At 59.5% G+C, this 23,664-nt stretch carries 22 protein-coding genes; 14 read left to right on the forward strand and 8 right to left on the reverse strand.

Features of this window, described 5'->3' with window-relative positions; genetic code table 11:
* Positions 1-16: 16 nt before the first annotated feature.
* Positions 17-1,210, reverse strand: a complete 1,194-nt coding sequence (dxr, locus tag QRN60_RS20085) for a 1-deoxy-D-xylulose-5-phosphate reductoisomerase (protein ID WP_111793065.1) — start codon at positions 1,208-1,210, stop codon at positions 17-19.
* Positions 1,211-1,398: 188 nt separating this feature from the next.
* On the opposite strand from dxr, the gene QRN60_RS20090 reads away from it, so the two are divergent.
* A complete protein-coding gene (locus QRN60_RS20090) occupies positions 1,399-2,100 on the forward strand; it encodes a phosphatase PAP2 family protein (protein WP_020812884.1) in 702 nt (233 codons plus the stop codon).
* A gap of 30 nt (positions 2,101-2,130) precedes the next feature.
* Positions 2,131-3,384 carry an FAD-dependent oxidoreductase gene (locus tag QRN60_RS20095; RefSeq protein WP_129564776.1) on the forward strand — a complete coding sequence of 418 codons (1,254 nt, stop codon included), beginning with the start codon at positions 2,131-2,133 and terminating at the stop codon, positions 3,382-3,384.
* A 6-nt stretch (positions 3,385-3,390) separates the two neighbouring features.
* Here the strand turns inward: QRN60_RS20095 and QRN60_RS20100 are convergent, their stop codons facing one another.
* The 4 genes from QRN60_RS20100 to QRN60_RS20115 are packed head-to-tail and all read right to left on the reverse strand — an operon-like array spanning position 3,391 to position 7,288.
* Entirely contained in the window at positions 3,391-4,317 is a 927-nt protein-coding gene (locus tag QRN60_RS20100) for an ROK family protein (protein ID WP_003504929.1), read from the reverse strand.
* 3 nt (positions 4,318-4,320) lie between these two features.
* A complete protein-coding gene (nagA, locus tag QRN60_RS20105) occupies positions 4,321-5,490 on the reverse strand; it encodes an N-acetylglucosamine-6-phosphate deacetylase (RefSeq protein WP_111793062.1) in 1,170 nt (389 codons plus the stop codon).
* Entirely contained in the window at positions 5,487-6,509 is a 1,023-nt protein-coding gene (locus tag QRN60_RS20110) for an SIS domain-containing protein (RefSeq protein WP_111793061.1), read from the reverse strand. The genes nagA and QRN60_RS20110 overlap by 4 nt, the downstream gene beginning before the upstream one ends.
* A 26-nt stretch (positions 6,510-6,535) precedes the next feature.
* A complete protein-coding gene (locus tag QRN60_RS20115) occupies positions 6,536-7,288 on the reverse strand; it encodes a GntR family transcriptional regulator (protein WP_003504923.1) in 753 nt (250 codons plus the stop codon).
* 153 nt (positions 7,289-7,441) lie between these two features.
* Here QRN60_RS20115 and QRN60_RS20120 point away from each other — a divergent pair, with 153 nt between their 5' ends.
* From QRN60_RS20120 to QRN60_RS20145, 6 genes are all read left to right on the forward strand, one after another.
* Positions 7,442-7,624: a hypothetical protein gene (locus QRN60_RS20120; protein WP_035212808.1), complete on the forward strand. Its 183-nt coding sequence runs from the start codon at positions 7,442-7,444 to the stop codon at positions 7,622-7,624.
* A 115-nt stretch (positions 7,625-7,739) separates the two neighbouring features.
* A complete protein-coding gene (locus QRN60_RS20125) occupies positions 7,740-8,921 on the forward strand; it encodes a Gfo/Idh/MocA family protein (RefSeq protein ID WP_129564775.1) in 1,182 nt (393 codons plus the stop codon).
* Positions 8,922-8,932: 11 nt separating this feature from the next.
* On the forward strand, positions 8,933-9,817 hold the full coding sequence (locus QRN60_RS20130) for a carbohydrate ABC transporter permease (protein WP_129564774.1): 885 nt from the start codon (positions 8,933-8,935) through the stop codon (positions 9,815-9,817).
* On the forward strand, positions 9,814-10,671 hold the full coding sequence (locus tag QRN60_RS20135) for a carbohydrate ABC transporter permease (protein WP_129564773.1): 858 nt from the start codon (positions 9,814-9,816) through the stop codon (positions 10,669-10,671). Before QRN60_RS20130 ends, QRN60_RS20135 begins: the two co-directional genes overlap by 4 nt.
* A 40-nt stretch (positions 10,672-10,711) precedes the next feature.
* Positions 10,712-11,944: an extracellular solute-binding protein gene (locus QRN60_RS20140; protein ID WP_003516773.1), complete on the forward strand. Its 1,233-nt coding sequence runs from the start codon at positions 10,712-10,714 to the stop codon at positions 11,942-11,944.
* 185 nt (positions 11,945-12,129) lie between these two features.
* Positions 12,130-13,242, forward strand: a complete 1,113-nt coding sequence (locus QRN60_RS20145; RefSeq protein WP_060725423.1) for an ABC transporter ATP-binding protein — start codon at positions 12,130-12,132, stop codon at positions 13,240-13,242.
* 152 nt (positions 13,243-13,394) lie between these two features.
* Here the strand turns inward: QRN60_RS20145 and QRN60_RS20150 are convergent, their stop codons facing one another.
* On the reverse strand, positions 13,395-13,880 hold the full coding sequence (locus tag QRN60_RS20150; protein WP_060725424.1) for a hypothetical protein: 486 nt from the start codon (positions 13,878-13,880) through the stop codon (positions 13,395-13,397).
* Between the two features lie 243 nt (positions 13,881-14,123).
* Between QRN60_RS20150 and QRN60_RS20155 the strand changes: the two genes are divergently transcribed.
* The 6 genes from QRN60_RS20155 to QRN60_RS20180 all read left to right on the forward strand — a co-directional run bounded on the left by QRN60_RS20155 (position 14,124) and on the right by QRN60_RS20180 (position 21,300).
* Positions 14,124-14,987: a MurR/RpiR family transcriptional regulator gene (locus tag QRN60_RS20155; RefSeq protein WP_129564772.1), complete on the forward strand. Its 864-nt coding sequence runs from the start codon at positions 14,124-14,126 to the stop codon at positions 14,985-14,987.
* An 84-nt stretch (positions 14,988-15,071) separates the two neighbouring features.
* Entirely contained in the window at positions 15,072-15,854 is a 783-nt protein-coding gene (locus QRN60_RS20160; protein WP_003504903.1) for an SDR family oxidoreductase, read from the forward strand.
* A 45-nt stretch (positions 15,855-15,899) separates the two neighbouring features.
* A complete protein-coding gene (locus QRN60_RS20165; RefSeq protein ID WP_129564771.1) occupies positions 15,900-17,819 on the forward strand; it encodes a beta-N-acetylhexosaminidase in 1,920 nt (639 codons plus the stop codon).
* 12 nt (positions 17,820-17,831) lie between these two features.
* Entirely contained in the window at positions 17,832-19,265 is a 1,434-nt protein-coding gene (locus tag QRN60_RS20170) for a M81 family metallopeptidase (RefSeq protein WP_111834668.1), read from the forward strand.
* A gap of 62 nt (positions 19,266-19,327) precedes the next feature.
* Positions 19,328-20,533, forward strand: coding sequence for an MFS transporter (locus QRN60_RS20175; RefSeq protein WP_020808536.1), 1,206 nt, complete (start codon positions 19,328-19,330; stop codon positions 20,531-20,533).
* Between the two features lie 26 nt (positions 20,534-20,559).
* On the forward strand, positions 20,560-21,300 hold the full coding sequence (locus QRN60_RS20180; RefSeq protein WP_107677601.1) for a copper homeostasis protein CutC: 741 nt from the start codon (positions 20,560-20,562) through the stop codon (positions 21,298-21,300).
* On the opposite strand, the gene QRN60_RS20185 is transcribed toward QRN60_RS20180, so the two are convergent.
* The gene (locus QRN60_RS20185; RefSeq protein WP_129564770.1) at positions 21,266-22,417 is read right to left on the reverse strand and encodes a glycosyltransferase family protein; all 1,152 of its coding nucleotides are present in this window, start codon (positions 22,415-22,417) and stop codon (positions 21,266-21,268) included. The two genes, QRN60_RS20180 and QRN60_RS20185, sit on opposite strands and share 35 nt — an antisense overlap.
* On the reverse strand, positions 22,414-23,661 hold the full coding sequence (locus QRN60_RS20190) for a glycosyltransferase (protein WP_020808533.1): 1,248 nt from the start codon (positions 23,659-23,661) through the stop codon (positions 22,414-22,416). Before QRN60_RS20190 ends, QRN60_RS20185 begins: the two co-directional genes overlap by 4 nt.
* Positions 23,662-23,664: the final 3 nt, after the last annotated feature.

Here is a 23,664-nt window from a genome sequence, read left to right on the forward strand (position 1 = left end):
GAAGACCGGGCCGCGTTTACGCGGCCTTTTCTTTTGTGGCGATCAATTCACGGGCGTGACGACGGGCTTCCTCATCCGCTGCGAAGACGTCTTCGATGGTCGCGGCAGATCGGCCGTCATGCATGCGGTCCATGACCGTTTCGACGATCTCGGCCATATCGAGAAAACCGATGCCGCCCGCGACGAAGGCGTGAAAGGCGGTCTCTTCGGCGGCATTTAGGGCTGCGCCCTGCAAGCCGCCGCGCTCCAGCGCCGTGCGGGCCAGACGGATCGCCGGGAAACGGGCTTCATCCGGCGCTTCGAAATCGAGCCGCGCCAGTTTTGCGAAATCCAGCCGCTCGACATTCAGATTGCCGCGTTGCGGATAGGTGAGGGCATAAGAAATAGCGGTGCGCATGTCGGGAGAGCCGAGTTGGGCGATATAGGAACCATCGGTATAACCCACCATCGAATGGATGATCGACTGCGGGTGGACGATCACCTCCACCTGATCGGGCCTGAGATCGAAGAGATATTTCGCCTCGATCATTTCCAGCCCCTTGTTGAACATCGAGGCGCTGCCGATGGAGACCTTCAGCCCCATCGACCAGTTGGGATGGGCGCGGGCGATATCCGCCGTGACATTGGCCATCTCGTCGCGCGACCAGGTGCGGAACGGCCCGCCGGAGGCCGTCAGCACGATGCGCTCCACGGCCTGTTTATGTTCGCCCGTCAGGCACTGGAAGATTGCGCTGTGCTCGCTGTCGACGGGGATCAGCCTGCCGCCGCCCTGCTTGACCGTGCGCAGAAAAACATCACCAGCCGAAACCAGGCATTCCTTGTTGGCGAGGGCTATATCTGCGCCGCGCCGCGCGGCTGTCAGCGTCGGCGCGAGACCGGGGGTTCCGGCAATCGCCGCCATCACCCAGCCGGCATCCATCGATGCCGCTTCTTCGAGGCCGGATTTGCCTGCCGCAACCTCTATGCCGGTGCCGGCAAGGGCCGATTTCAGCGCTTCGTATTTGTCATCTTCAGCCGTGACTGCCAGCCGCGCGCCGAATTCCCGCGCTTGTTCCGCAAGGAGAGCAATGTTGCCCGCGCCGGTCAACGCCGTGATCTCGAACGCGTCGCGGCCACCCAGCTGACGGACCACATCCAGCGTGCTGGTGCCGATCGAACCTGTCGAACCCAATATTGTCAGCTTGCGTGGCATTTCACTGGCATCCGTCATTTTCAGTCCGTCGGTCGTTTCCGGTTCGCACCTCTTGGTGCCTGTCATTCTCCCGAAATCGTTACGCACTTTCGGGCAACATGCATTAGCCTCTACTCGCGAAAACCAGCCATAACAAGGACAAAGCCCGGGCTATTGTTTTTGCGGAGGGCAAAGCCATATGCAAGAAAAACAATGAGAGGATATTGATGCGACGTTTCCTGGTTTCCAGCGGGTGGATTTTTGCGGCAAGCCTTGTGCTGGTCCTGGTCTTCATTCCTTTTGATCCGCGTCTTTCCGAAAGTGCGCAGGCCCTGCCGGGTGGGGTGGTTTCCTTTAACCGCGCGATTACCGATTTCGGAACCTTCAGCTGGATGCTCTATTCCACCGGCCTTCTGGCGATATTGGCCTATGTCGCCGCACGGGTTTTAACGGCGCAGACCTACAATGGACGGCTGAGGACGGCATGGCGGCTTCTGGCTTATTTCTTTCTGACGATCGGAACGGCGAGCATTCTCGTCCATACGCTGAAATTCCTGATCGGGCGGGCAAGGCCGGAGCTTCTCCTTGAAATGGGCGCCTATAGCCTCACTCCATTTACGGGCGACAATCTCTATGAAAGTTTTCCCTCCGGCCATTCGACAGCCGCCGGGGCGTTTTTCGGCGTTTTCGCCATGTTGATGCCGCGCTTCCGCTGGGCGTTTCTTTTGCTTGCCCTTGTCATCGGTGTTTCGCGTGTCATTGTCGGCGCACATTATCCAAGCGATGTCGCCGCCGGGCTGTTGCTCGGCATGTGGACGGCCATGGCCTTCGCCTTTATCTTTGCCCGGTCCGAAATGCTGTTCCGGTTTGACGCGCAGGGCTGGCCGCAGCCGAAAAATGCAAATCTTCCGGCGGCGGATACACGATAGAGACTTTCAGCGGGACATAGGGGGAAGGTGATGGAAGAGGCGACAAACGCTCCGGAAAATGACGGCAGGTCCGTTCAGCGTATCCGCACGTCCGTCGCCGTGGCCGGCGGCGGGCCGGCGGGCATGATGCTTGGCCTGCTGCTCGCGCGCAGCGGTATCGATGTCGTCGTTGTCGAGAAACACGGGGATTTTCTCCGCGATTTTCGTGGCGACACCATCCATCCCTCGACGCTTGAATTGATGGAGCAACTCGGTTTTGTCGATGAGTTCCTGAGCCTGCCGCATACGCGTGCGCTAAGGCTGAATGCGGTCATCGGCGGCGAGCGTGTCACGATAGCGGATTTTTCCCGTCTGCCGGTCCGTCACCGCTTCATCGCCTTTATGCCGCAATGGGATTTTCTCAATTTCATTGTCGGCAAGGCGGGGCAATACGAAAATTTCCGATTGCTGATGAATGCGCCGGTGACCGGCCTGATTGAGCGCGGCGGGCATGTTGGTGGTCTCACGGTCAGCACACCGGAAGGCATCATCGAGATCGAAGCCGATCTGGTGGTGGGAGCGGATGGCCGTAACTCCACCGTTCGCGAGGCGGCGGGGCTGGAGGTGCAGCGTTTCGGCATTCCGACCGAAGTACTGTGGTTGCGTCTTTCGAAACAGCCTGGTGATCCAACGGAAACCATGGGGCATGCCGGCTCGCGGCAGGGTTTCGTCATGATCAACCGGGGCGATTACTGGCAATGCGGTTACGTGGTGCGAAAGGGATTTTTCGCGGACATAAAGCTGCAGGGAATTGAAGCCTTCAGGGACAGGGTTGCGGAAATCTGCCCTTTCCCACGCGAAAGGCTGGATGAGCTCAAGAACTGGGACGATGTGCATCTCCTGACCGTCCGTATCGACCGGCTGAAGCGCTGGTGGAAACCGGGCCTGATCTGCATTGGTGACGCGGCTCATGCCATGTCGCCTGTCGGTGGTGTTGGCATTAATCTGGCCATTCAGGATGCGGTTGCGGCGGCGAATATATTGGTGCCGGTGCTCGTATCCGGTCGCGCCGTTACCGACGACGATCTTGCCGCAATTGAAAAGTGGCGATCCTTCCCGACCAAGGCCACGCAATTTCTGCAGCGGATGATGCGTATCGGCGGCAAGAAGGGCCGGGCCGATGCGGAAAAACCGAAGGGACCGCCAGCCTTTGTGCTGGCCATCATGCGGTTTCCGCTTCTTTCCCATCTCACCGGCCGGCTGGTGGGGCTGGGTTTCCGCCGGGAAAAGATCGAGACGGTGTGACGCCGCTCAGGCAGTGCCGGCGGCTTCTTTCTCATATTTCAGCCCGATAACGGCGGAACCGATCAGCCCCGGCTCAATGCGGCAGATGGCGGGCACGACCAGAGGGCGATCGAAGCGTCTGAGAATGCGGCTCCTGACCACCTCGTCCAGAGCTGCGAGAAGCGCCTTCGAATTGGAAAGTCCGCCGCCGACCGGCACGATGGTTGCGCCGGTAACGTTGATCACCATCGCCAGAGGCGAGGCGAGAATATCGATGAGGACATCGATGGTTCTCGCGGCCTTCGCATCGCCCGCCTGCCAGGCCGCAATAATGTCCTCGCTGGTCATCTCCTGCCGGTGAAGATGCGAATGCAGTTTTTCCATGCCACGGGCGCTGCCGATTGCGTCGACGCAGCCGGAAAGGCCGCAACCGCATTCGAAACGCGGCAGTGAAACCGGCGGGTTTCCGGCCAATGTCGCGGCCACCGGCCCGTGTCCCCATTCGCCGGCGAAACCGCCGTCGCTGTTGATGAGCTTGCCGTCGATGACAAGGCCACCGCCGACACCCGTTCCGAGGATGACGCCGAAGACCACGCGATGGCCTCGCCCGGAACCGATTTCCGATTCGGCGATCACGAAACAATCCGCATCGTTCGACACGATGACGGGAAGGTGCAGCGCCTTTTCCAACTCGTCCTTCAATACCCTGCCATGGATGCTCTGAATATTGGCGACAGTGGCCTTGCCGGTGTCGGCGTCGATGACGCCGGCAATCGACAGCGACACGCAGGCGGGTGTGCCGCCGCTATTATCGATGATGGATTTCAGGCCGGCGGCGAAGTCTTCAAAACTGGTCTTGGGCGTCGGGATGCGCGGCACGGGGCGAATATCGTCGGGAGCGTAGGCAATCGCGCCCTTGATGGTCGTTCCGCCTATATCGAAACAAACGATCATGATTCAGGCTCCGGAACGTGCGGCATCGTGGATTTTTTCTCCTGATATCCATGTCGAATGCATCTGAAGGTCGGGTGTCAGCATGACGAAATCCGCATCGAAACCGGGCAGGAGTTTACCTTTGCCGGAGGCGCCGACCGCCTCGGCGGGATAGGCCGAGGCCATTCTCAAGGCCTCTTCCAGCGGTGTGTCCAGCTTTTCATGCATGAAGCGGACGCAGGAGAGCATATCGATATCCGCCCCCGCCAGCGTGCCGTCTTCAAGCGTCAGCCGGCCGCCGTTGCGATAGACGCGCCTGCCATTCAGTTCAAAACCGTCATCGTCCGTGCCGATGGTGGACATGGCGTCGGTAACGAGAAAAATGCGGCCAGGACTATTCTTGGCGCGAAGCGCTATGCCGATCGCGGCGGGATCGACATGGAAACCGTCGGCGATCAGCCCGCAATCCAGCTTCCCGTTAGAAAGTGCCGCTCCCACCAGCCCCGGCTCGCGGTGGCCGAGCGGGCTCATGGCGTTGAAGAGATGTGTCACCATGGATGCACCGGCCTCGGCATAGGCCGTCGCCACGCTGAGGCCCGCATCGGTATGGCCGAGACTGACGACGATGCCGGCCCTGCGCAGCGCCGTAACCTGCTCCTCGGTTACGTTTTCCGGGGCGATGGTTGTCAGCACGAATGGAAGCTTCGCCTTGCAGCCCGTCAGAATCGCAAGATCGGCCGTTTCCATCTTTCGGATCAGCGCCGGATCATGGGTGCCCTTGCGTGCGACGGAAAGATGCGGCCCTTCGAAATGCAGGCCGAGAAAGCCGGGCACCCCAGCCTTGTGGGCGACGATGCCGGCTTCGGCGGCTCTGGAGGTAATGTCCGGCCGGTCGGTGATGAGTGTGACCATCAGCGCCGTAGTGCCGAATTGTGCATGGGCCGAGCAGATGCGGGCAATGCCTTCCACATCCGGCTCATTGTTGAACATCACGCCGCCGCCGCCATTGACCTGGAGGTCGATGAAGCCCGGCGCAATGAGCAGTCCTTCCGCATCGATAATGTCGGCGTCTGGGGGTACGGACATGCGGTCGGCTATGTCGCCAACACGGCCGTCACCGGTCACCAGCACCTTGCCATCGTGCCACCCGGCGCCATCGAAAATGCGGGCGCCGACAAATGCCTTGCTGCTCATTGGGTTTCCGTCACCTTCTTCAACGCCACGGGCGCATCCGGATTGAAGCCGCGTGCGCGCGACAATTGCTCGATGAAGCCGTAAAACGGTGCGATCAGCAACAGGGCGTCGGTCAGCGGGTGATTGGTTTCCACGAAGGGCAAGGGCTTGGCCGGGCTGCCTTTTGCGGAGGTGACGAAAACGCTTGCGCCCTTGCCGGCGAGACCGGCCGCTATGTCAGTCACGGAGGTTTCCGCGCGGTCACGCGCGGCAAAGGCGATGATGGGAAATTTCGGCGCGACCAGCGAAACGGGGCCGTGCATGACTTCCGCCGAAGAATAGGCCTCCGCGTGGAGTTCGCAGGTTTCCTTGCATTTCAGGGCGGCTTCCGCGGCAATGGCGAGAGCCGGACCGCGGCCTAGCATATAAAGCGATTCCTCGCCCTTGACTGCTTCGCCGATCTGGCTCCAGTCGAGCGCGATGGCCTTGGCGAAATTCTGCGGCAGGGCGCTGACCGCCTTGGCAAGCAGGCTGTCTTCCGTCCATTCGGCAAGGATCGCGAGGCCAGCGACGATGGAGTTGACGAAAGATTTGGTTGCCGCCACCGCTTTTTCAGGACCGGCCTGGATGTTGATGGCGTGATTTGCCGCTTCGCCGAGCGCGGAGGGCAGGGTGTTGACGAGCGAGAAGGTAAGCGCGCCACCCGTACGGGCGCTTTCCGCCAGAGCGACGATATCTGGGCTTTTACCGGATTGCGAGACGGCGAAGGCCGCCGCCCGGTCCAGCCGCAGTTTCGTCTGGTAGATCGAGGCGAGCGAGGGGCCGAGCGAAGCGACTGGCAGCCCGGTCTGCAATTCGATCGCATATTTCAGGAAATGCGCGGCGTGGTCGGAGGAGCCGCGTGCAATGGTGACGATAACGGCCGGGTCACGGGCCTTCAGGTGAGCGCCGGCTTCCCGGAAGTCGGCTTTGGCATTGTCCAGCAGGCGGGCGACTGCATCGGGAATCTCATCGATTTCCTGGCGCATCAGGGTTGTCATCGTTTCATGTCCTTGATCAAGGTTTGTCACTCGGGACCCATCGTCAGTTCGGCGACGAGGTCATAGGCGTCACTGCGGTACAGTGCGCGGGATATTTCCATGAGGCGTCCGCTTTCCAGATAGGCCATTCGCTGAACGGAAAGGGCTGCCGAGCCTGGCGGGACCCCAAGCAGCAATGTTTCCTCATCGGTGAGGTTGCGGGCGGAGATGCGCTGAATGGCGCGCACGGGGCGAATGCCGCTTTTCTCGAGCTCCAGATAAAGCGAGTTTTCAACCAGTTGCGGGTCGGGCAGAATATCGCCCGGCAGGCTCGTGACTTCGAGTGCGATCGGCTGGTCGTTGGCGAGACGCAGACGTGTGAGTCGCGCCACCATGGCGGATTGGGAAAGGCCGAGCGCCATCATCTCGTCGCCGGTCGGGTGGAACAGGCCTCTGTCCAGCCAGCGTGTGCTCGCTGTCATCCCGCGCCGGCGCATGTCCTCGGTAAACGAGGTGAGCTTGGTCAGGGGCTGCTGCATACGGGTGATGGGCTTGACGACAAAAGTGCCCGAACCGTGCCGGCGGACCAGAAGACCATCGCGAACGAGATCATCCACCGCCTTGCGCACTGTGACGCGACTGACGCAGGCGCTTTCGGCAATATCGCGCTCCGGCGGCAAGGCGTCGCCATGCTTCAGGCGGCCGCCATTGATGGCGTCTTCAATCGTCTGGCGCAGTTTCAGGTAAAGCGGGCCGCCGCCTGATTGCAGGTCATCCAGATTAAGCGCTGCCCCGTTCATCCATAACCTCTGTCACGATCCATGTGGTCGGCGATATGGCCGGCTCTGGCTATATCATATGCCGCGTAATCAGCAATACCAAAATAAAACCATTGTCGGATTTGTACGATTAATCGGTTATTTTTTCGATATTTTGCCTGATAATAAGGCTATGTGCTTGATATTTTCGCATTAACCAAAAAAAATTTCCCGATAACGGAAATGCTCTGGACGATTGGCATTTTTTTGGTATTGTTTTGTGCGTTGGTGGCCGGCGGCGATCTGTTTCGCACCTGTCTCGACGAAAAAATCGGTTTCCAGCTGGCGGCAGCGTTAGTGAAATCGAATTTAACTTGACCGTCGTGAAAATTAATTTCATCGTGACGGAAAATTATCGCAGATAACTGGATGGCCAGCACAGAAATGGTCGCTTCTGCGAAAATGAATTACGAATGAACAGGGAACAAAGTTCATGAAGGTGGGAATTATCGGACTCGGATTCCGTCTCGGTTATCTGGGCTACGTTTTTCATGAGATCGACAAGGATTTCGAGATCGTCGGTTATGTCGATCCGGCGCCGGCAGGCCTGCCGGGTCTGCAGGAAAAGGGCATTTCGGCCGGCAAGGCTTACGATAGTCCCGAGGCGCTGATCGCAAACGAAAAATTCGATCTGTTGATGATCGGCTCGCCGAACCATATGCATCTTGAACATATCCGCATCGGGCTTGAGGCCGGCTGCACCATCTTCTCTGAAAAACCCATCGTCGTCAGCATCGAGGAAAGCCTCGAACTCGCCCGGTTGCTCAACAAGCACGGTCACGAGCGGCTGCTCGTTGGTCTGGTCCTGCGTTATTCCCCGCTCTACCGCGATCTGCGCGCCGCGCAGGCCGAAGGCAAGCTGGGTGATGTCGTTTCCATCGAGGCCTCGGAGCATATTCCGCCCTATCACGGCGCATTCTTCATGCGTGACTGGCGGCGTTACGAGAATTATTCCGGCTCCTTCATGCTGGAAAAATGCTGCCACGACCTCGATCTTTATAATGGCGTGGTCGGTGCGCGGCCGCGTTTCGTATCGAGTTTCGGCGGGCGCAAGAGCTTCACACCGGCGAACGCGCCGCAGAATGACGGTATCAACGACATGGAGGTTTACCATCGCAAGCCGAGCGGCTGGATGGGCTCCGAAAAGGTCTTCGACAGCGACGGCGACATCATCGACTACCAGACGGCGATCGTCGAATATGAGAACGGCGCGTCGCTGGCCTTCCATACCAATCTCAACGTTCCCGATGATTTCCGCCGCTTCTGCGTGATCGGCGCCAAGGGCATGGCCGAGGGCGATTTTGTTCGCGGCTTCCTGAACGTGCACAATGCCCGGACCAATGAAAAGACCGTTGCCAAGACCTATTCGGCGGCGACCACGCTCTCGCAGCATTATGGTGCGGATGAGCAGATGGCGGAGGACGTCATCGCCCATATTGTCAAGGGTACGCCGCTGCCGGTTTCCGCACTCGATGCGATAGAGGCCGGAATTCTGGCGCTTGCCATGGATGAAGCGCGCCATGGCCGTAAAGTGATCGATCTCAAGCCGGTGTGGGAGGAGTATGATCTGGCGCTGCACGGGCAGCTGAAATCCCCCGCCGTGAAATCGGCTTGAGGGGCGCGGCGATGGATGCGAAACGCAGCGCGGTCGTCTTCGCCTGGCTTCTTCTTCTGCCGGCGCTTTTATACATCACGGTTATCGTTGCTTATCCGCTCGTCGATACCTTCATCCTGTCCTTCACCGATGCGTCGCTTAGAAAAACGACGAACTGGGTGGGATTGATCAACTACGAGAAGATTTTCAACGCGACTTTTGCCGAGGTCATCACGCGGACCTTTATCTGGACGTTCTTTTCCGTCTCGATAAAGATGATCATCGGCACATTTGGTGCAGTCCTTCTGAATTCGGCCGTTCCTGGTCGGGCGCTGTTTCGCCTTTTGACCATGCCGCCATGGATCGTGCCTATGGCTATCGGCATCTTCATGTGGGGCTGGATGTATAACGGCCAGTTCGGCATGATTTCCGGTGTCCTTCAGAACGTGGGTCTGGTGGACGGTCCGGTCGCCTTCCTCGCCTATGGCAGCACGGCTTTCTGGGCGACGATCATTACCGATGTGTGGATCGGCGTGCCGATGGTGACGCTTTATCTGCTGGCGGCGATCCAGGCCATTCCGCAGGATCTCTACGAGGCAGCTTGGACGGATGGCGCCAGCCGCGCCTACCGCTTCCGCCGCATCACACTGCCGCTGATGCTGCCTGCCATGATCACCATGTCGATGATCTCGCTGATTTCGACCTTCAACTCGTTCGATATCATCTGGATCCTGACGCAGGGCGGCCCGACCGGCCAGACTACGACCATGATCATCGACACCTATAAAACGGCGATCGGTTCCTACAAATACGGTGAGGGTGCTGCACGCGCCGTGCTGATCTGCATCTTCCTGTCGATCTTCACCTATTTCTACTTCCGCATCACCAGCCGTATCTCGCAGGAGGCCAGCCGATGACCGACAAGAATGCGATGATCAACCGTTACAGATGGTATGAAATCGTCGGGATCTATTGCGGCATCGCCGTGTTCCTGACCTTCGTGCTGGCGCCCTTCGTGGAAGGATTTCTGGTTTCGCTGAAGCCGCTCAGCCTGCTTTTCTCCTCGCCCTACAAGTTCTGGCCGCAAAACGGCTCCTTCGAGGCCTACCGGACCATGTGGGTCAGCGTTCCCGTTTTTGCCCGCTACGTCTTCAATTCCTTCTTCATCTCGACGATCTCGACCATTATCGTCCTGCTGCTGGTGGTGCCGGCGTCCTACGCCTTTGCCAGATTCCAGTTTCGTGGGCGTGGACAATTGCTTGGCGCATTTCTGGCCATCAACATGTTTTCCGGTGCGGTGCTGCTGATCCCGCTTTACCGGCTGATGCGCAATATGGGCGTGCTGAACACCTATCTGGCGATGATCATTCCCGGTGCCGCCTTTTTGATCCCCACCGCCATCTGGCTTTTGCGGACCTACATGCTGCGTATCCCGCGTGAACTGGAGGAGGCGGCCTATGTGGATGGCGCGAGCTATTTCTACACCTTCCGCCGGGTGATCCTGCCGCTGGCGATGCCTGGTATCGCGGTCGTGTCCATCACCACCTTCATCGGCGCTTATGCGCAGCAGTTCATCTTCGCGCTCACCTTCAATTCCAAGACCGAATATATGCCGCTGCCCATCGGCCTGTTTGCCTATTTCGGTCGTCAGGAAGTCGTCTGGAATGAGTTGATGGCGGCCAGCTTCGTCGGCATTGCGCCGGCCATGGTCGTCATCTTCTTCATGCAACGCTATCTCGTCAGCGGGCTTACCGCAGGCGCGGTGAAATAATCAACAATAGGAACGACCACCAGAAAACGGGAGACTATCTATGGCACTGAAACATTACGGATTGGCGCTTTGCGCCTTCGCATTTGCCGGTTCCACTGCCCTTGGCACGGTGGCGGCACACGCCGCCGACAAGGAGATCAGCTGGATCTATTGCGGCGACAAGATGGACCCCATCCATGAAAAATACATCAAGGAATGGGAAGGCAAGAATGCCGGCTGGAAGGTCGTTCCGGAAGTCGTCGGCTGGGCGCAGTGCCAGGACAAGGCAACCACGCTCGCAGCCGCCGGCACTCCGGTCGCCATGGCCTATGTCGGTTCGCGCACGCTGAAGCAGTTCGCACAGAACGACCTCATCGTTCCGGTGCCGATGACCGAAGACGAAAAGAAGACCTACTACCCTAACATCGTCGATACGGTTACCTTCGAGGATACGCAGTGGGGCGTGCCCGTCGCCTTCTCGACCAAGGCGCTCTATTGGAACAAGGACCTCTTCAAGCAGGCCGGTCTCGATCCGGAAGTGCCGCCGAAGACCTGGGCTGAAGAGATCGCCTTTGCCAAGCAGATCAAGGAAAAGACCGGCGTCGCCGGTTATGGTCTGCCCGCCAAGACCTTCGACAACACCATGCACCAGTTCATGCACTGGGTTTACACCAATAACGGCAAGGTCATCGACGGCGACAAGATCACCGTCGACAGCCCGCAGGTTCTTGCAGCTCTGAAGGCCTACAAGGACATCACGCCTTACTCCGTCGAAGGTCCGACGGCCTACGAGCAGAACGAAATCCGCGCCATCTTCCTCGATGGCAAGGTTGGCATGATCCAGGCGGGATCGGGTGCCGCAACCCGCCTGCAGGAAACCAAGATCAACTGGGGTATCGCAACCCTGCCGCTCGGCCCTGAAGCCAAGGGTCCCGGCACGCTGCTCATCACCGACAGCCTCGCGATCTTCAAGGGAACCGGTGTCGAAGAAAAGGCGACCGAATTCGCCAAGTTCATCACTTCTCCCGGCCCGCAGGGCGAATACGAACTGCAGGGCGGCGCTGGCCTGACCCCGCTTCGTCCGTCGCCGAAGGTTGATGAGTTCATCGCCAAGGACCCCTTCTGGAAGCCGCTGATCGACGGTATCGCCTATGGCGGTCCCGAGCCGCTCTTCACTGACTACAAGGGCTTCCAGGACACGATGATTGAGATGGTGCAGTCTGTCGTTACCGGCAAGGCGACACCGGAAGATGCCGCAAAGAAGGCCTCTGCCGCTCTCGAGCAGTACAAGTAATCCACTTTTATACGGTTGCGGGCGCAGGTCGCCCGCAACCTCATAATTCGTTGCGAGAATACCCGCCGCTATGACGGCAGGAGCTTCTCGTGTGTTTTAACGGTTCCGATAAGGCGCGATTTTTCCGTGTCGCGGAACGTCTCTGAACGCAGCCTGATGTCGGCTGGTGACGGGAGAGGCAAGTTTTGGGTCAGCTTTATCTCAACAACGTCCGCAAGAACTATGGACATTTCGAAGTCATCAAGGGCGTTCAGCTCGACATCAGGGATGGCGAGTTCGTCGTTTTTGTCGGTCCCTCGGGATGCGGTAAATCCACATTGCTGCGCATGATCGCCGGCCTTGAGGATATTTCCGCCGGCGACATCGTCATCAACGGCGTGAAGGTCAATGACTTGCCGCCGGTTAGACGCGGCATCGCCATGGTGTTCCAGTCCTATGCGCTCTATCCGCATATGACAGTTTTTGAAAACATCGCTTTTCCCCTCCGCGTCGAAAAGATGGAAGAGGGCAAGATCAAGGAAAAGGTCGAGGCCGTCGCCAAGATCCTGCAACTCGACCAGCGCCTGCAGCAGCGTCCCGGCATGTTGTCCGGCGGCCAGCGCCAGCGTGTAGCGATCGGTCGCGCCATCGTTCGCGAGCCGAAGATCTTCCTGTTCGACGAGCCGCTTTCCAACCTTGACGCCGCACTTCGCGCCGACATGCGTATCGAGCTCACCAATCTGCATCGGACGCTGAAGGCGACGATGATCTACGTGACGCATGACCAAGTGGAAGCCATGACCATGGCCGACCGCATCGTGGTGCTGAATGCGGGCGAAATCTCCCAGGTCGGCGCGCCGCTGGAACTTTACCACAAGCCCGCAAACCTGTTCGTCGCCGGTTTCATTGGCAATCCGAAAATGAATTTCCTGAAGGTCACCTGCAAATCCGTCAGCGCCGATGGTGTGACCGTGGAGTATGAGGGCCAGACAATCACCGTGCCGGTGGAGCCGCGCGCCGGTCTTGAAGGCACGCAGCTGACGCTCGGCATTCGCCCGGAACATACCGGTCTCGAAACGGCCGACCTGAATATCAAGGTCGCGCCCAGCGTTATCGAGCGGCTGGGTGTAAATACGATCGCTTATGGCGTCGCGCCCACGGGTGAAAATTATTGCGCGCTTCTTTCCGGTTCCGCGCCGGTTGTTGTCGACGAACTCATCGTCACCGGCATTAAGGCGTCGGACTGCCATCTGTTCGATGAAAGCGGCACAGCGCTGGAACGGCGCGTCGATCTCTCCGTCCTCAAGCTGATACAATAAAGGGCAGGAACCGGGCCATGAAATCTGTCTCCCCATGCCCGGTTTTCTCTGACGAGATCCATTTTCGTCGGTTTTCTTCTTCGTCTTCCAGACGAAAAAATAACGCCGGGCTTTCGGCCCGGCGTTCGAAACTGTCTGCCAAGTCCGTTGGATCAGGGCATAGGATTGGGCATGTAGCCGGTGAAACCGCTGATCTTCCAGCGGCCCTCATGCAGCCGGCAATAATAGAGCGTCTGCCATTTCATCACGTCGAAGCTGCCATCGGCCTTGCGAAGCCCGCCGTCGAACTTCTTGCGGACCAGCGCGGTCTCGCCTTCCACTTCGATTTCTTCCAGCGTGGTGGTCGTGAAGATCGCACCCCGCGGGTCTTCGGCGAATTGCTGTGTCTGGAAATCCTGCGCCTGCCGCAACCACTCGTCGCGATAGGCCTCAAGCGATGGGAAGGACAGGCGCCAATTGTCCGGGTTTGCATCCCGGTTGGCGTTGATGCCGAGAAAGCCGTCCTCGACGAAATCATCCGCGACCTTCGACCAGTCGGCAGTAAGGAATGCGTCGATGTCCCGCGTCACCAGCATCTCCCAGATAGAATGGCGGGCGACGTCCGTTGCGGGAAAGGGGTTTTTGAAGGGGTCACGCATGGTTTGGGTCCGTTTTTGAAATTATTTTCAAGATTTGGAGTTTTCTCTGGTGAAGATTGTTGGCATATGCTCATCTATCAATCAACAGAGAAAATAATTTTCAAATCAGAGGTGTCCGTCGTGTCGTCAATGGGACGAAACAGGATCGATTCAGGGGGCTATGCGGTTGACGGGCGCGCTTTATTAGGGTGCATCGGTAACGGAGCCAAGGCTTAAGTTTTGGCGGAACGGAGACCGGTGAACATGGATATTTTCGCAAGGATACAGGAAGACAGGGGGCAGTTCTCGCAATCGGAACGGCGGATCGCCGATATTCTGGTTTCGGACTTCGAATTCGCCGTCAATGCCTCGATCATCGAGCTTGCGGTCCGCGCCGAAGTATCTCCGCCGACGGTGACGCGGTTCTGCCGGCGTCTCGGCTGCCAGAGCTTTTCGGATTTCAAGGTCAGCCTCGCCAAGACGGCCTATGTGGGTATCCGGTATCTTACCTCCGAGCCCTCCAGCGCCGGCCCTTCCGATGTCGCGGAGGAGGTGCTTGCCAAGGCGCAGGAAGCGCTTTTCCTGCTGCACAGGACGCTCGATCCCGCCCTTGCCGATGAAGCGGCGATCAGGATCGCCAATAGCGGCATGATCTACGCCTTCGGCGCGGGCGGCAATTCCTCGATGATAGCTTCGGAAATCCAGAACCGGCTGTTCCGCCTGGGTCTGCGCGTTTCGACCAGCGCCGATCACAGCATGCAGCTGATGATGACCGCCGCTGCGCGCAAGGAAGACGTCATCATCGGTTCGTCCTTTTCCGGCCGAAACATGGAACTGGTGAAATGTTTCAGGCTGGCGCGGGAAATGGGGGTCACCACCATTGCGCTCACCCAGAGCGACACGCCTGTTGCCGCGGCTGCGGATATGGTGGTGGCCGTTAATGTACCCGAGGGAAACAATATCTTCCGCCCCACCTCATCGCGCTACGCCTATCTGGCCGCCGTCGATGTTCTGGCGACGCTTGCTGCCTATCACCAACGGCAACGGTCGATGGTGACGTTGCGTCATATCAAGCAGCAGCTCGTGGAACATCGTGACCCGGATGACAAGCAATTGCTCGGTGATTGAGGGCGGTATGCCGAAAAACACAGGCTGCTTTGCCGGAGACCTCGCTTTGTGGCGGGTCGTAAAGCTTCAAGGGAGTTGTAGGAGATGAAGGACAGGAAAGACCAGCTCGCCGTCGTTACCGGCGCGGCAGGTGATATTGGTCGGGCAATTGCTGCGGCGCTCGCTGAAAGCCATGCAAAGGTAGTGTTGGTCGATATCGATCCCGACGCTCTTTCGGGCGCGCTATCCCTGCTTTCCGGTCCCCGCTTCGTTGCGAAAACCTGCGATGTCACCGATCCGCAGGACCTTGAGAGGCTGGCCGCCGAGGTTGCGGAACTGGGTGATGTCGCGACCCTCGTCAACAATGCGGGTGCCGCAAGGGCGGTCAGCCTGCATGACACGACCGCCGACATATGGCGCAAGGACAATATCCTCAATCTGGAAGCCCCGTTTCTCTGCTTCAGGGCTTTCGAGGAGGCGTTGAAGCGTACCCAGGGGTCGGTGGTCAACATCACCTCCGTCAACGGCATGGCGGTATTCGGCCACCCTGCCTATAGCGCGGCAAAGGCCGGGCTGATCCATCTGACCAAGCTGATCGCCGTCGAATACGGAAAATTCGGCATCCGCTCCAACGCCGTTGCGCCGGGCACCGTGCGCACGCAGGCATGGGAGGCGCGGGCCGCCGTCAATCCTCAGGTCTTCGAGGAGGCGAAGCACTGGTATCCGCTGCAGCGGATCGTGCGACCTGAAGATGTGGCCAATGCGGTTGCTTTCTTGGCCGGCCCGCAGGCCGCCGCCATCAGCGGCGTGTGCTTGCCGGTTGATTGTGGTCTCACGGCGGGGCAGGCACCGCTTGCCCGGACTTTCTCGCAATCCGAACACTACTGATTAAAACCGTCTCACCGGTTCCAATGCGCAATAAAGGGGAGCATCATGGCGCTCGCACAATATCGTCTTGAAAATTCTTGGCATCCGCTCGCAGAGTCCGCATCCGGCGGCTTTACCTTCACTCTCGTCAATCTTTCCGGCGCACCGCTGAAGGATTTCCGTATCGTTTACACGTCGCTGACGCGGACGGTGGACAAGCCGGTGTGCGGCAATGCCGTTTACCTGCGCCGCAACGCCAATTTCCATGAATTAGCACCGCCGGCGGGCTTCGTGCTGGAGCCCGGCAAATCCTGGCGCTTCACCGTCGATGGCCTGCTGCGGCCCGCAAGGCATCGCACGGATGGCGCGAAATCCGCCTATGTCAGCCTTGCCGACGGAACGCATCGCGCTGTCGATGTCGGTGACCTGATGCTGGATGGGCGTCACAGCGAGCCGGCACCGGTGCTGCTTCCTGAAGGCAAGCTCGATCTGCCCTTTTCCATCCAGCCCTGGCCTGCCGAAATCGATGCGGAACCGGGCGAAGGCTTCCCCGTCGCGCTCTTCCCCACGGAAGATGCAGGCGCGGAAGAGGTGCTTGCGGTGGAAACCGTGCTTTCGTTGTTCCGCAGGCTTTTTGCCGTCGGGCACGTGCCCTTCAGCCTCGCGCCGGTTCATGAGGGAAAACCGCTTCGTTTCAAGCAGCATAGCGGTCTGGAAGCCGAAGGCTATCGCATCACCTTTTCGAAAGACGCGGTCGTTGTGGAATATTCGGCCGCTGCCGGTCTGCAATATGGCTTGACGGTTCTGGCGCAGCTGCTGCATGGCGCGCGCATCGATCCCAAGTTCCGTTTCCCTGTTGCCGGCACCATCAGCGATGCGCCGCGTTATAGCTGGCGTGGCTGCCATCTGGATGTCTCGCGGCAATTCTATCCGACTGATGATGTCGTGCGGCTGATCGATATTCTCGCATGGCTGCGCATGAACCGGTTCCACTGGCACCTGACGGATGATGAGGCGTGGCGTCTTGAAATCAAGGCCTATCCGCTGCTGACCACAGTCGGCGCGACACGCGGTCCGGATGCGCCACTTCTGCCGCAGCTCGGTAACGGGGCCGAACCGGTGTCCGGCTATTACACGCAGGATGAGGTGCGCATGGTCGTTGCGCATGCGGCCGCGTTGAATGTCGAAATCGTGCCGGAAGTCGATATTCCCGGCCACAGCACGGCGGCTCTTGTCGCCTATCAGGAACTGACGGATGGGCAGGAGGCACCGGACAGCTATCGCTCTGTGCAGGGATATCCGAACAACGCGCTGAACCCGGCCATCGAGCCGACCTATGAATTCCTCGGCAAGATATTCGACGAGATGGTTGAGCTCTTTCCGTCGCGGCTGATCCATATTGGCGGCGACGAGGTTGCGGATGGGTCCTGGCTCGCCTCGCCTCTTGCCAAGGCGCTGATGGAAAAGGAGGGGCTGGATGGCACCTTCGGCATCCAGTCCTATTTCATGAAACGTATTCAGGGGATGTTGCACGAGCGCGGCCGTCAGCTTGCCGGCTGGGATGAGGTTTCCCATGGCGGCGGCGTCGATCCGGCCGGAACGTTGCTGATGGCATGGCAGAAGCCGGAAGTCGGACTTGAGCTTGCGCGCCAGGGCTACGACGTGGTGATGACGCCGGGTCAGGCCTATTATCTGGACATGGTGCAGGATGAAGCCTGGCAGGAGCCGGGCGCAAGCTGGGCCGGCACCGTTCCGCCTTCGCATACCTATGCCTATGAAGCCGTCGGCGAATTTCCCGAGGAGTTGAAGGAGCGGATGAAGGGCGTTCAGGCCTGCATCTGGTCGGAACACTTCCTCAACCGTGCCTATTTCAACCATCTGGTTTTCCCGAGGCTGCCGGCCATTGCCGAGGCGGCGTGGACACCAAAAGCGCAGAAGGACTGGTTGCGTTTTTCCGCCATCGTCCCCTTGAGCCCGGTTTATTGAGGGAAAACAGACATGCGTATTGCCGTTGGTGGAATTCATACCGAATGCAGCACCTATTCGCCGGTGCTGATGGGGCAGGAAGATTTTCGTGTCTTTCGCGGCGTCGAACTGCTGGAGGCCGAGTATTTCAATTTCCTCGGTGAGGGCAGGGTGGACGTACTGCCGCTTCTGCATGCGCGGGCGGTGCCGGGCGGCCCTGTGTCGCGCGCGACCTATGACGCGTTCAAGCGGGAATTCCTCGAGCGCCTGAAGGCCGCGCTGCCGCTCGACGGGCTTTATCTCGCCATGCATGGAGCGATGAATGTCGAGGGTATGGAGGATGCGGAAGGTGACTGGATTTCCAGCGCCCGCGCCGTGGTGGGACCGGATGTGATCGTTTCCGCGAGCTATGATCTGCATGGCAATGTCAGCCAGACGATCATCGATCAGCTCGACATATTTGCCGGCTACCGAACGGCGCCGCATATCGACGTGCGCGAGACGATGGTGCGGGCCTGGACGATGCTGCTGAAGGCCCTGAAGACCGGCGAAAAGCCCGGCGTGGCATGGGCGAAAATTCCGGTTCTGCTGCCAGGTGAGAAGACCTCCACAGAAGATGAGCCTGCCAAAAGCCTTTATGCGGTTCTGCCGGATCATGATGTGCGGCCCGGCATTTGGGATGCGAATTTCATGATCGGCTACGTCTGGGCGGACGAACCCCGTGCAACGGCCTGCGCCGTGGTGACGGGAACGGACAAAGCGGCTGCACAGGCGGTCGCGAGCGAGATCGCGCAATCCTACTGGAATGCCCGGCAGGACTTTCGTTTCGGCCCCGTGACCGAGCCGCTTGAGGCCATTGTGGATATTGCCGAAAACACCGCAACGCGACCGATCATCCTGGCCGACTCGGGAGACAATCCGACCGGTGGTGGGGTTGGCGATCGCGCCGATGTTCTGGCCGCACTGATTGCGCGCAACTGGCAGGGTGCTCTGCTGGGCGGCATCACCGACAGGCCGGCGGTCGAAGCCTGTTTTGCGGCCGGCGAAGGTGCAACACTTTCCCTGAAGATTGGCGGCAGTCTCGATCCGCAAAGCCCATCGGTCACTGTCGAAGCCGAGGTCCTGAAATTGGACGATTCTGGTGCTGCGGACCAGCGGCAGGCGGTGGTCGCCATCGGTGGCATCACGGTCATCCTGGCGGCGCGGCGTAGGCCTTATCACATGATTTCCGATTTCACCCGTCTCGGCTTCGATCCAAAGGGCGTGCGGCTGCTGGTCGTCAAGTCCGGTTATCTTTCGCCGGAGCTTGCACCGATCGCCAATCCCAACCTCATGGCGCTGACGGAAGGGGTTATCAATCAGGATATCGAAAATCTTCCCAATCGCCGCCGGGATGGCGATTTCTACCCATGGAAGCCGCATTTCGACTATACCCCCAAACCCATCCTTTCGGCTCGCTGGCGATGACAGCGGTCCGGTAGCTTTTACCCAGCGATCCGGCGGTGCCGGATCATCTCAGGCGAATCTCCATGCCGTCGGCTCTTTCCATCGTCATCAACAATCCGTCGATCCGCATCGGGGCGCTCGCCATCCTGTTCTTCGGGTTTTCGAATGCGGCGACCGCCCCCTATCAGGCGGTCATCGGCATTCGCGAAATCGGGCTGAGCAACAGCGTCTATTCGCTGTTGATGCTGTTTGCCGCTGTCATCAATGTCAGCGCCAGCGTGTTGATGGGCATCGTCGCCGACAGGCTGGGCGAATATCGCAAGCCAATGCTCTATATCGCGCTCTTCGGTGTCAGCGGTTATCTGCTGGTTTATCTGGCCGGCAACGCCACTGCCTTCGTGGCTGCAAAGCTGGTGCTTCTGCCGATTTTCGGGGCGATGAATTCGCTGATCTTCGCGCATGTGCGTGCGGATGCGCGCAACCTTTCGACAGGTGAAATGATCGCGGTGAACTCGATCATGCGGGCAACCATCTCGCTTTCCTGGGTGCTGGTGCCTGGTATTGTCGGTGTTTTTCTGGTGAATTCCGGCAATATGCTGATGGCTTTCCTGTTTTCGGGCATCTGCGCGCTTGTCTGTTTTCTGCTTGTCGCCTTCTGCCTGCCGCGGGCCGCCACACCGGCATCGGCAAATACCGAAGCGCGGTTCGGCCTGCGCGCCTCGCTTGCGGAAATCGGGTCACGGCGGGTGCTGCTCCGGATCATCGCCATCGCGCTCATCTGCTCGATGCTGCATCTCAACGATTCCGTGCGCTCGCTCATCATAACCGGACAGGCCAAGGGCACGGTGGCGGATATCGGTATTGTTGCGGGTATCGTCGCTGCGCTGGAAATCGTCTTCATTCTCCTCTGGGGCTGGATCGAGAAGAAGGTTCCGCAAACACTGACACTTGCGGCGGGAGCGGGGCTTTATGCCATCTATCTCATCCTGCAGGGGCTTGCTTCCGCGCCGTGGCATATCTACGCGCAGACGGTTATCAGTGCGCTGGGTGCCGCCGCGATCATCAGCATTCCCATTACCTACCTGCAGGAACTGATCGCTGATCGGCCGGGGCTCGGAAGCTCGCTGATTGCCGTCAATATCTTTCTCGGTGCTGGTCTGGGTGCGCTGATTTTTGCCGTTGGAACCCTGGTCTCCAGCTATTCGGGAACTTCCATATTGGGAGCAATCGTGGGGCTCGGCGGCGTTTATATGCTTTACGCGCTTGATGGAAAGGGCCGCCGCAGGTAACGGCCACCCAAATGAAAGAGGTTACGATGATTCTCGAGATTTGTGTGGACGATGTCGCCGGTCTGGAAGCGGCGGTCAGCGGTGGGGCCGATCGCATTGAGCTCTGTGCGGCGCTGTCGGGCGGCGGTGTGACGCCATCGGCGGGTTTCATGCAACGCGCGGCGTCCTGTGGGCTGCCGGTGAGCGTCATGATCAGGCCGCGCGCCGGTGATTTCGTGTTCACACGCGATGAAGCGGATGTCATGAAACGCGACATCGATGCGGCGCGTGCTGCAGGCCTTTCCGGCGTGGTGCTCGGCGCCTCGCGTGACGATGGTTCGCTCGATATCGTTCTGCTCGAGGAATTGCGCCGTCACGCGGACGGGCTGGATGTGACGCTGCACCGGGCCTTTGATGTCGTGCCTGATATGGAAGAGGCCCTGGAAGCTGCCATCACGTTGGGGTTTCCAAGAATTCTCACTTCCGGCGGCGCGCGTTCGGCGCTTGAGGGGATGGAGGCTCTGGCGCACCTATCCGAGATGGCCGCAGGCCGGATCGTCATCATGCCCGGTGCCGGCGTGCGTCCGCAGAGCGTTCAGACATTGCTGGATCGCTTTCCGATCACGGAAATCCACGCATCCTGTTCCGCCGTTCCATCCTTTGATCCGGAAAGCAGGGTGGCGAAGCTCGGTTTCACCGGCGCAGGGCGCAAGGTTACAGATGAGGCGGCGGTTCGCGAGTTGAAGACGATCCTCACCGCTCATCATAAAGGCGGCGCAGCGCTCTAGCCGTTCCGGCCGCGCCATCGAGGTCGAGCGTGATCGTGCCGGGTGCTGGCAAGGCCAGTGCTGCCTTGATGGCATCGGCCATCGGTTGCGCCGAAATATCCTTCTCCTCCAGCACATGCGCCAGCCCCAGTCGCGCCAGTCGTTCGGCACGGGCGCTCTGTTCGGTTTCGCCCCCGGCCGCGAAGGGGATCAGAAGCGAGCGGCATTTTGCCTGAAGAATATCGCAGACGGTATTATAACCGGCCTGTGAAACCGAAAGCCGTGCCCCGGCGAGCAAACTTGCGAAATCCTTGCGGAAACGGAAGACGGACACATTCTCGGCCGCCTGCGCCGAGATCGCATCGAAATCCGCTTGCGGCATGTTTGGACCGGTTACGAGGCACCAGTTCTTGATGCCACCAAGCAGAGGGGCGGCCTCGATAGCAGCCCGTATGAGTGTTGCCCCTACGGCGCCGCCGCCTGCGGAAACCACGATGTCGAATTTCTCCTCCGGTTCCGGCGGCGGAAGGGGGGCGACGAGCCCGGTATAGACGATGCGCTGGCTGATTTCGCCGGTGAGGGGAAAGGTGTCTTCCAGCCGGGCGAAATCCGGATCGCCATGGACGAGCACTGCATCGAAATGTTTCTTCACCAGCGACACGGTCTCTTCGTCCCGTCCCGGTTTGGTTTTTTCCTGAAGAATATCGCGCAGCGACGCCATGACGAGGGGGCGCGGTTCGCTGTCCTCAATCTCGTCCAGCAGCGGCAGCAATTCAAATCGCACCTGCCTGCGACCGAAAGGGAAAGCCTCGATGATAACGATATCGGGTTTGGCGCCGTGATAGGCCCCGATCAGCATATCGGTTCTAAGCCTCTTGAAGTTGTCATCCACCGGTTTGCCGGAACTGTCGACTAGGCCGGCAAAGTTGCCGTCGCTAACGGCGATGGGCGGCAATTCGACATGGCGGATGCCCTCGCCCGGAAAGCCCGGGACCGGAGTGCCGCCCGTCACCAGAACCACATCAAAACCGTCCGTCTGAAGGGCTTTGGCAATGCGGCTGGCGCGGGCGATATGGCCGATGCCGAGAAGGTGCTGGACGTAAAAGAAGACGCAGGGGCGTTTTTCCGTATCGGTCATGGCGTTTTTTCCCACTCGGTCTCGAACAGGGCCTTCAGTTCGGCAATGCTGGTGCGATGGTCGAAGGCGGTGCGCACACGGTTTTCGGCTGCACTGCCAAGACGCTGGCGCAATTGCGGATCGGTGATGGCCATGCGCAGAGCCTCTGCGAAGGCGGCCGGATTTTCCGGTTCCGTCAATAGGCCGTTTTCACCACTGACGAAGAACTCCGGAATGCCTGATATGTTGGTGGAGATGCAGGTCAAAGCCTGGCTCGCAGCCTCGACCAGCACATTGGGAAGGCCATCGCGGTCGCCATCGCTGGTGATGCGGCAGGCAAGAGCGAAGAGGTCTGCTTCCCGGTAATTCTCCAGCACCTGCTTCTGGTCCATGGCGCCGGTCCAGACGATCCTGTCGGCAATGCCGAGTTCGTCGGCAAGTTTCTTCAGTGCGGCCAGTTCATCGCCGCCGCCGATATGGGTGAAACGCCAATGGATATTCTGGGGAAGCGAGGCGAGCGCGCGCAGCAGAATATCGATGCCCTTTTTCTTGACGGCTCGGCCGACGCTTAAAATCCTGACAGGATCATCGGCGTCCGATCCGTCCCTTACCGGGCGCGGTGTCTCGAAATGCGGGAAGCGGGTGAGATCGAGGCCATGATAGCTCAGATGCACATTCTTCTTGGCCCCGGAAAGTGTCTGCAGATGCTGAAAACCGCCGGCGGTGCAGGTCACGGCCCAGCGGGCGCTTTGCAGCTTGGCGGCAAGGTCGCGGTCGTTCGAGGTCCAGATGTCCTTCGCGTGCGCCGAGATCGTCCAGGGCGTGCCTGTCATCAGATGGGTATAGGCGGCGACCGAGGCGGGCGTGTGGATGAAGTGAACGTGCAGCCATTCGGCATCTTCCGGCCATTCATGCGCGAGCACCGCGGCCTGCCCGAAACGGCGGAAGCGGTTGCGGCTGAGATCATGCGGCAGGTCGCTGAAAAAGCGGCGAAGCGCTTTGGTGAAGCCCGGCTTTTTGCGGCAGGCCCATAGCGCCCTCAGAACGCGCAGCGGTTCCTCGTGCAGATACTCCGGCAAATAGGTAACGGGCGCGCGGATTTCATCGTGAACGGGATGGCGCTTCTTGTCCGTGGGCCGGCGCATCGACATGAGTTCGAGCTTCAGGCCGGCCTTTTCCAGCCCGAGAAGCTCCTGAGCTATGAATGTCTCGGACAGGCGCGGATAGCCCTTGAGGAGCACCACGATTTTTTTTGTATCGGTCACGTT

Source organism: Agrobacterium sp. CFBP2214 (assembly GCF_030209895.1).
GTDB classification, from domain to species: domain Bacteria; phylum Pseudomonadota; class Alphaproteobacteria; order Rhizobiales; family Rhizobiaceae; genus Agrobacterium; species Agrobacterium radiobacter.

Coding starts and splice junctions, on each gene's coding strand:
- QRN60_RS20175 (WP_020808536.1), top strand. CDS start 19,328: ATGCCGTCGGCTCTTTCCATCGTCATCAACAATCCGTCGATCCGCATC.
- QRN60_RS20165 (WP_129564771.1), top strand. CDS start 15,900: ATGGCGCTCGCACAATATCGTCTTGAAAATTCTTGGCATCCGCTCGCA.
- QRN60_RS20180 (WP_107677601.1), top strand. CDS start 20,560: ATGATTCTCGAGATTTGTGTGGACGATGTCGCCGGTCTGGAAGCGGCG.
- QRN60_RS20155 (WP_129564772.1), top strand. CDS start 14,124: ATGGATATTTTCGCAAGGATACAGGAAGACAGGGGGCAGTTCTCGCAA.
- QRN60_RS20185 (WP_129564770.1), bottom strand. CDS start 22,417: ATGACCGATACGGAAAAACGCCCCTGCGTCTTCTTTTACGTCCAGCAC.
- QRN60_RS20135 (WP_129564773.1), top strand. CDS start 9,814: ATGACCGACAAGAATGCGATGATCAACCGTTACAGATGGTATGAAATC.
- QRN60_RS20095 (WP_129564776.1), top strand. CDS start 2,131: ATGGAAGAGGCGACAAACGCTCCGGAAAATGACGGCAGGTCCGTTCAG.
- QRN60_RS20115 (WP_003504923.1), bottom strand. CDS start 7,288: ATGAACGGGGCAGCGCTTAATCTGGATGACCTGCAATCAGGCGGCGGC.
- QRN60_RS20170 (WP_111834668.1), top strand. CDS start 17,832: ATGCGTATTGCCGTTGGTGGAATTCATACCGAATGCAGCACCTATTCG.
- QRN60_RS20090 (WP_020812884.1), top strand. CDS start 1,399: ATGCGACGTTTCCTGGTTTCCAGCGGGTGGATTTTTGCGGCAAGCCTT.
- nagA (WP_111793062.1), bottom strand. CDS start 5,490: ATGAGCAGCAAGGCATTTGTCGGCGCCCGCATTTTCGATGGCGCCGGG.
- QRN60_RS20140 (WP_003516773.1), top strand. CDS start 10,712: ATGGCACTGAAACATTACGGATTGGCGCTTTGCGCCTTCGCATTTGCC.
- QRN60_RS20160 (WP_003504903.1), top strand. CDS start 15,072: ATGAAGGACAGGAAAGACCAGCTCGCCGTCGTTACCGGCGCGGCAGGT.
- QRN60_RS20130 (WP_129564774.1), top strand. CDS start 8,933: ATGGATGCGAAACGCAGCGCGGTCGTCTTCGCCTGGCTTCTTCTTCTG.
- QRN60_RS20150 (WP_060725424.1), bottom strand. CDS start 13,880: ATGCGTGACCCCTTCAAAAACCCCTTTCCCGCAACGGACGTCGCCCGC.
- dxr (WP_111793065.1), bottom strand. CDS start 1,210: ATGACGGATGCCAGTGAAATGCCACGCAAGCTGACAATATTGGGTTCG.
- QRN60_RS20110 (WP_111793061.1), bottom strand. CDS start 6,509: ATGACAACCCTGATGCGCCAGGAAATCGATGAGATTCCCGATGCAGTC.
- QRN60_RS20100 (WP_003504929.1), bottom strand. CDS start 4,317: ATGATCGTTTGTTTCGATATAGGCGGAACGACCATCAAGGGCGCGATT.
- QRN60_RS20125 (WP_129564775.1), top strand. CDS start 7,740: ATGAAGGTGGGAATTATCGGACTCGGATTCCGTCTCGGTTATCTGGGC.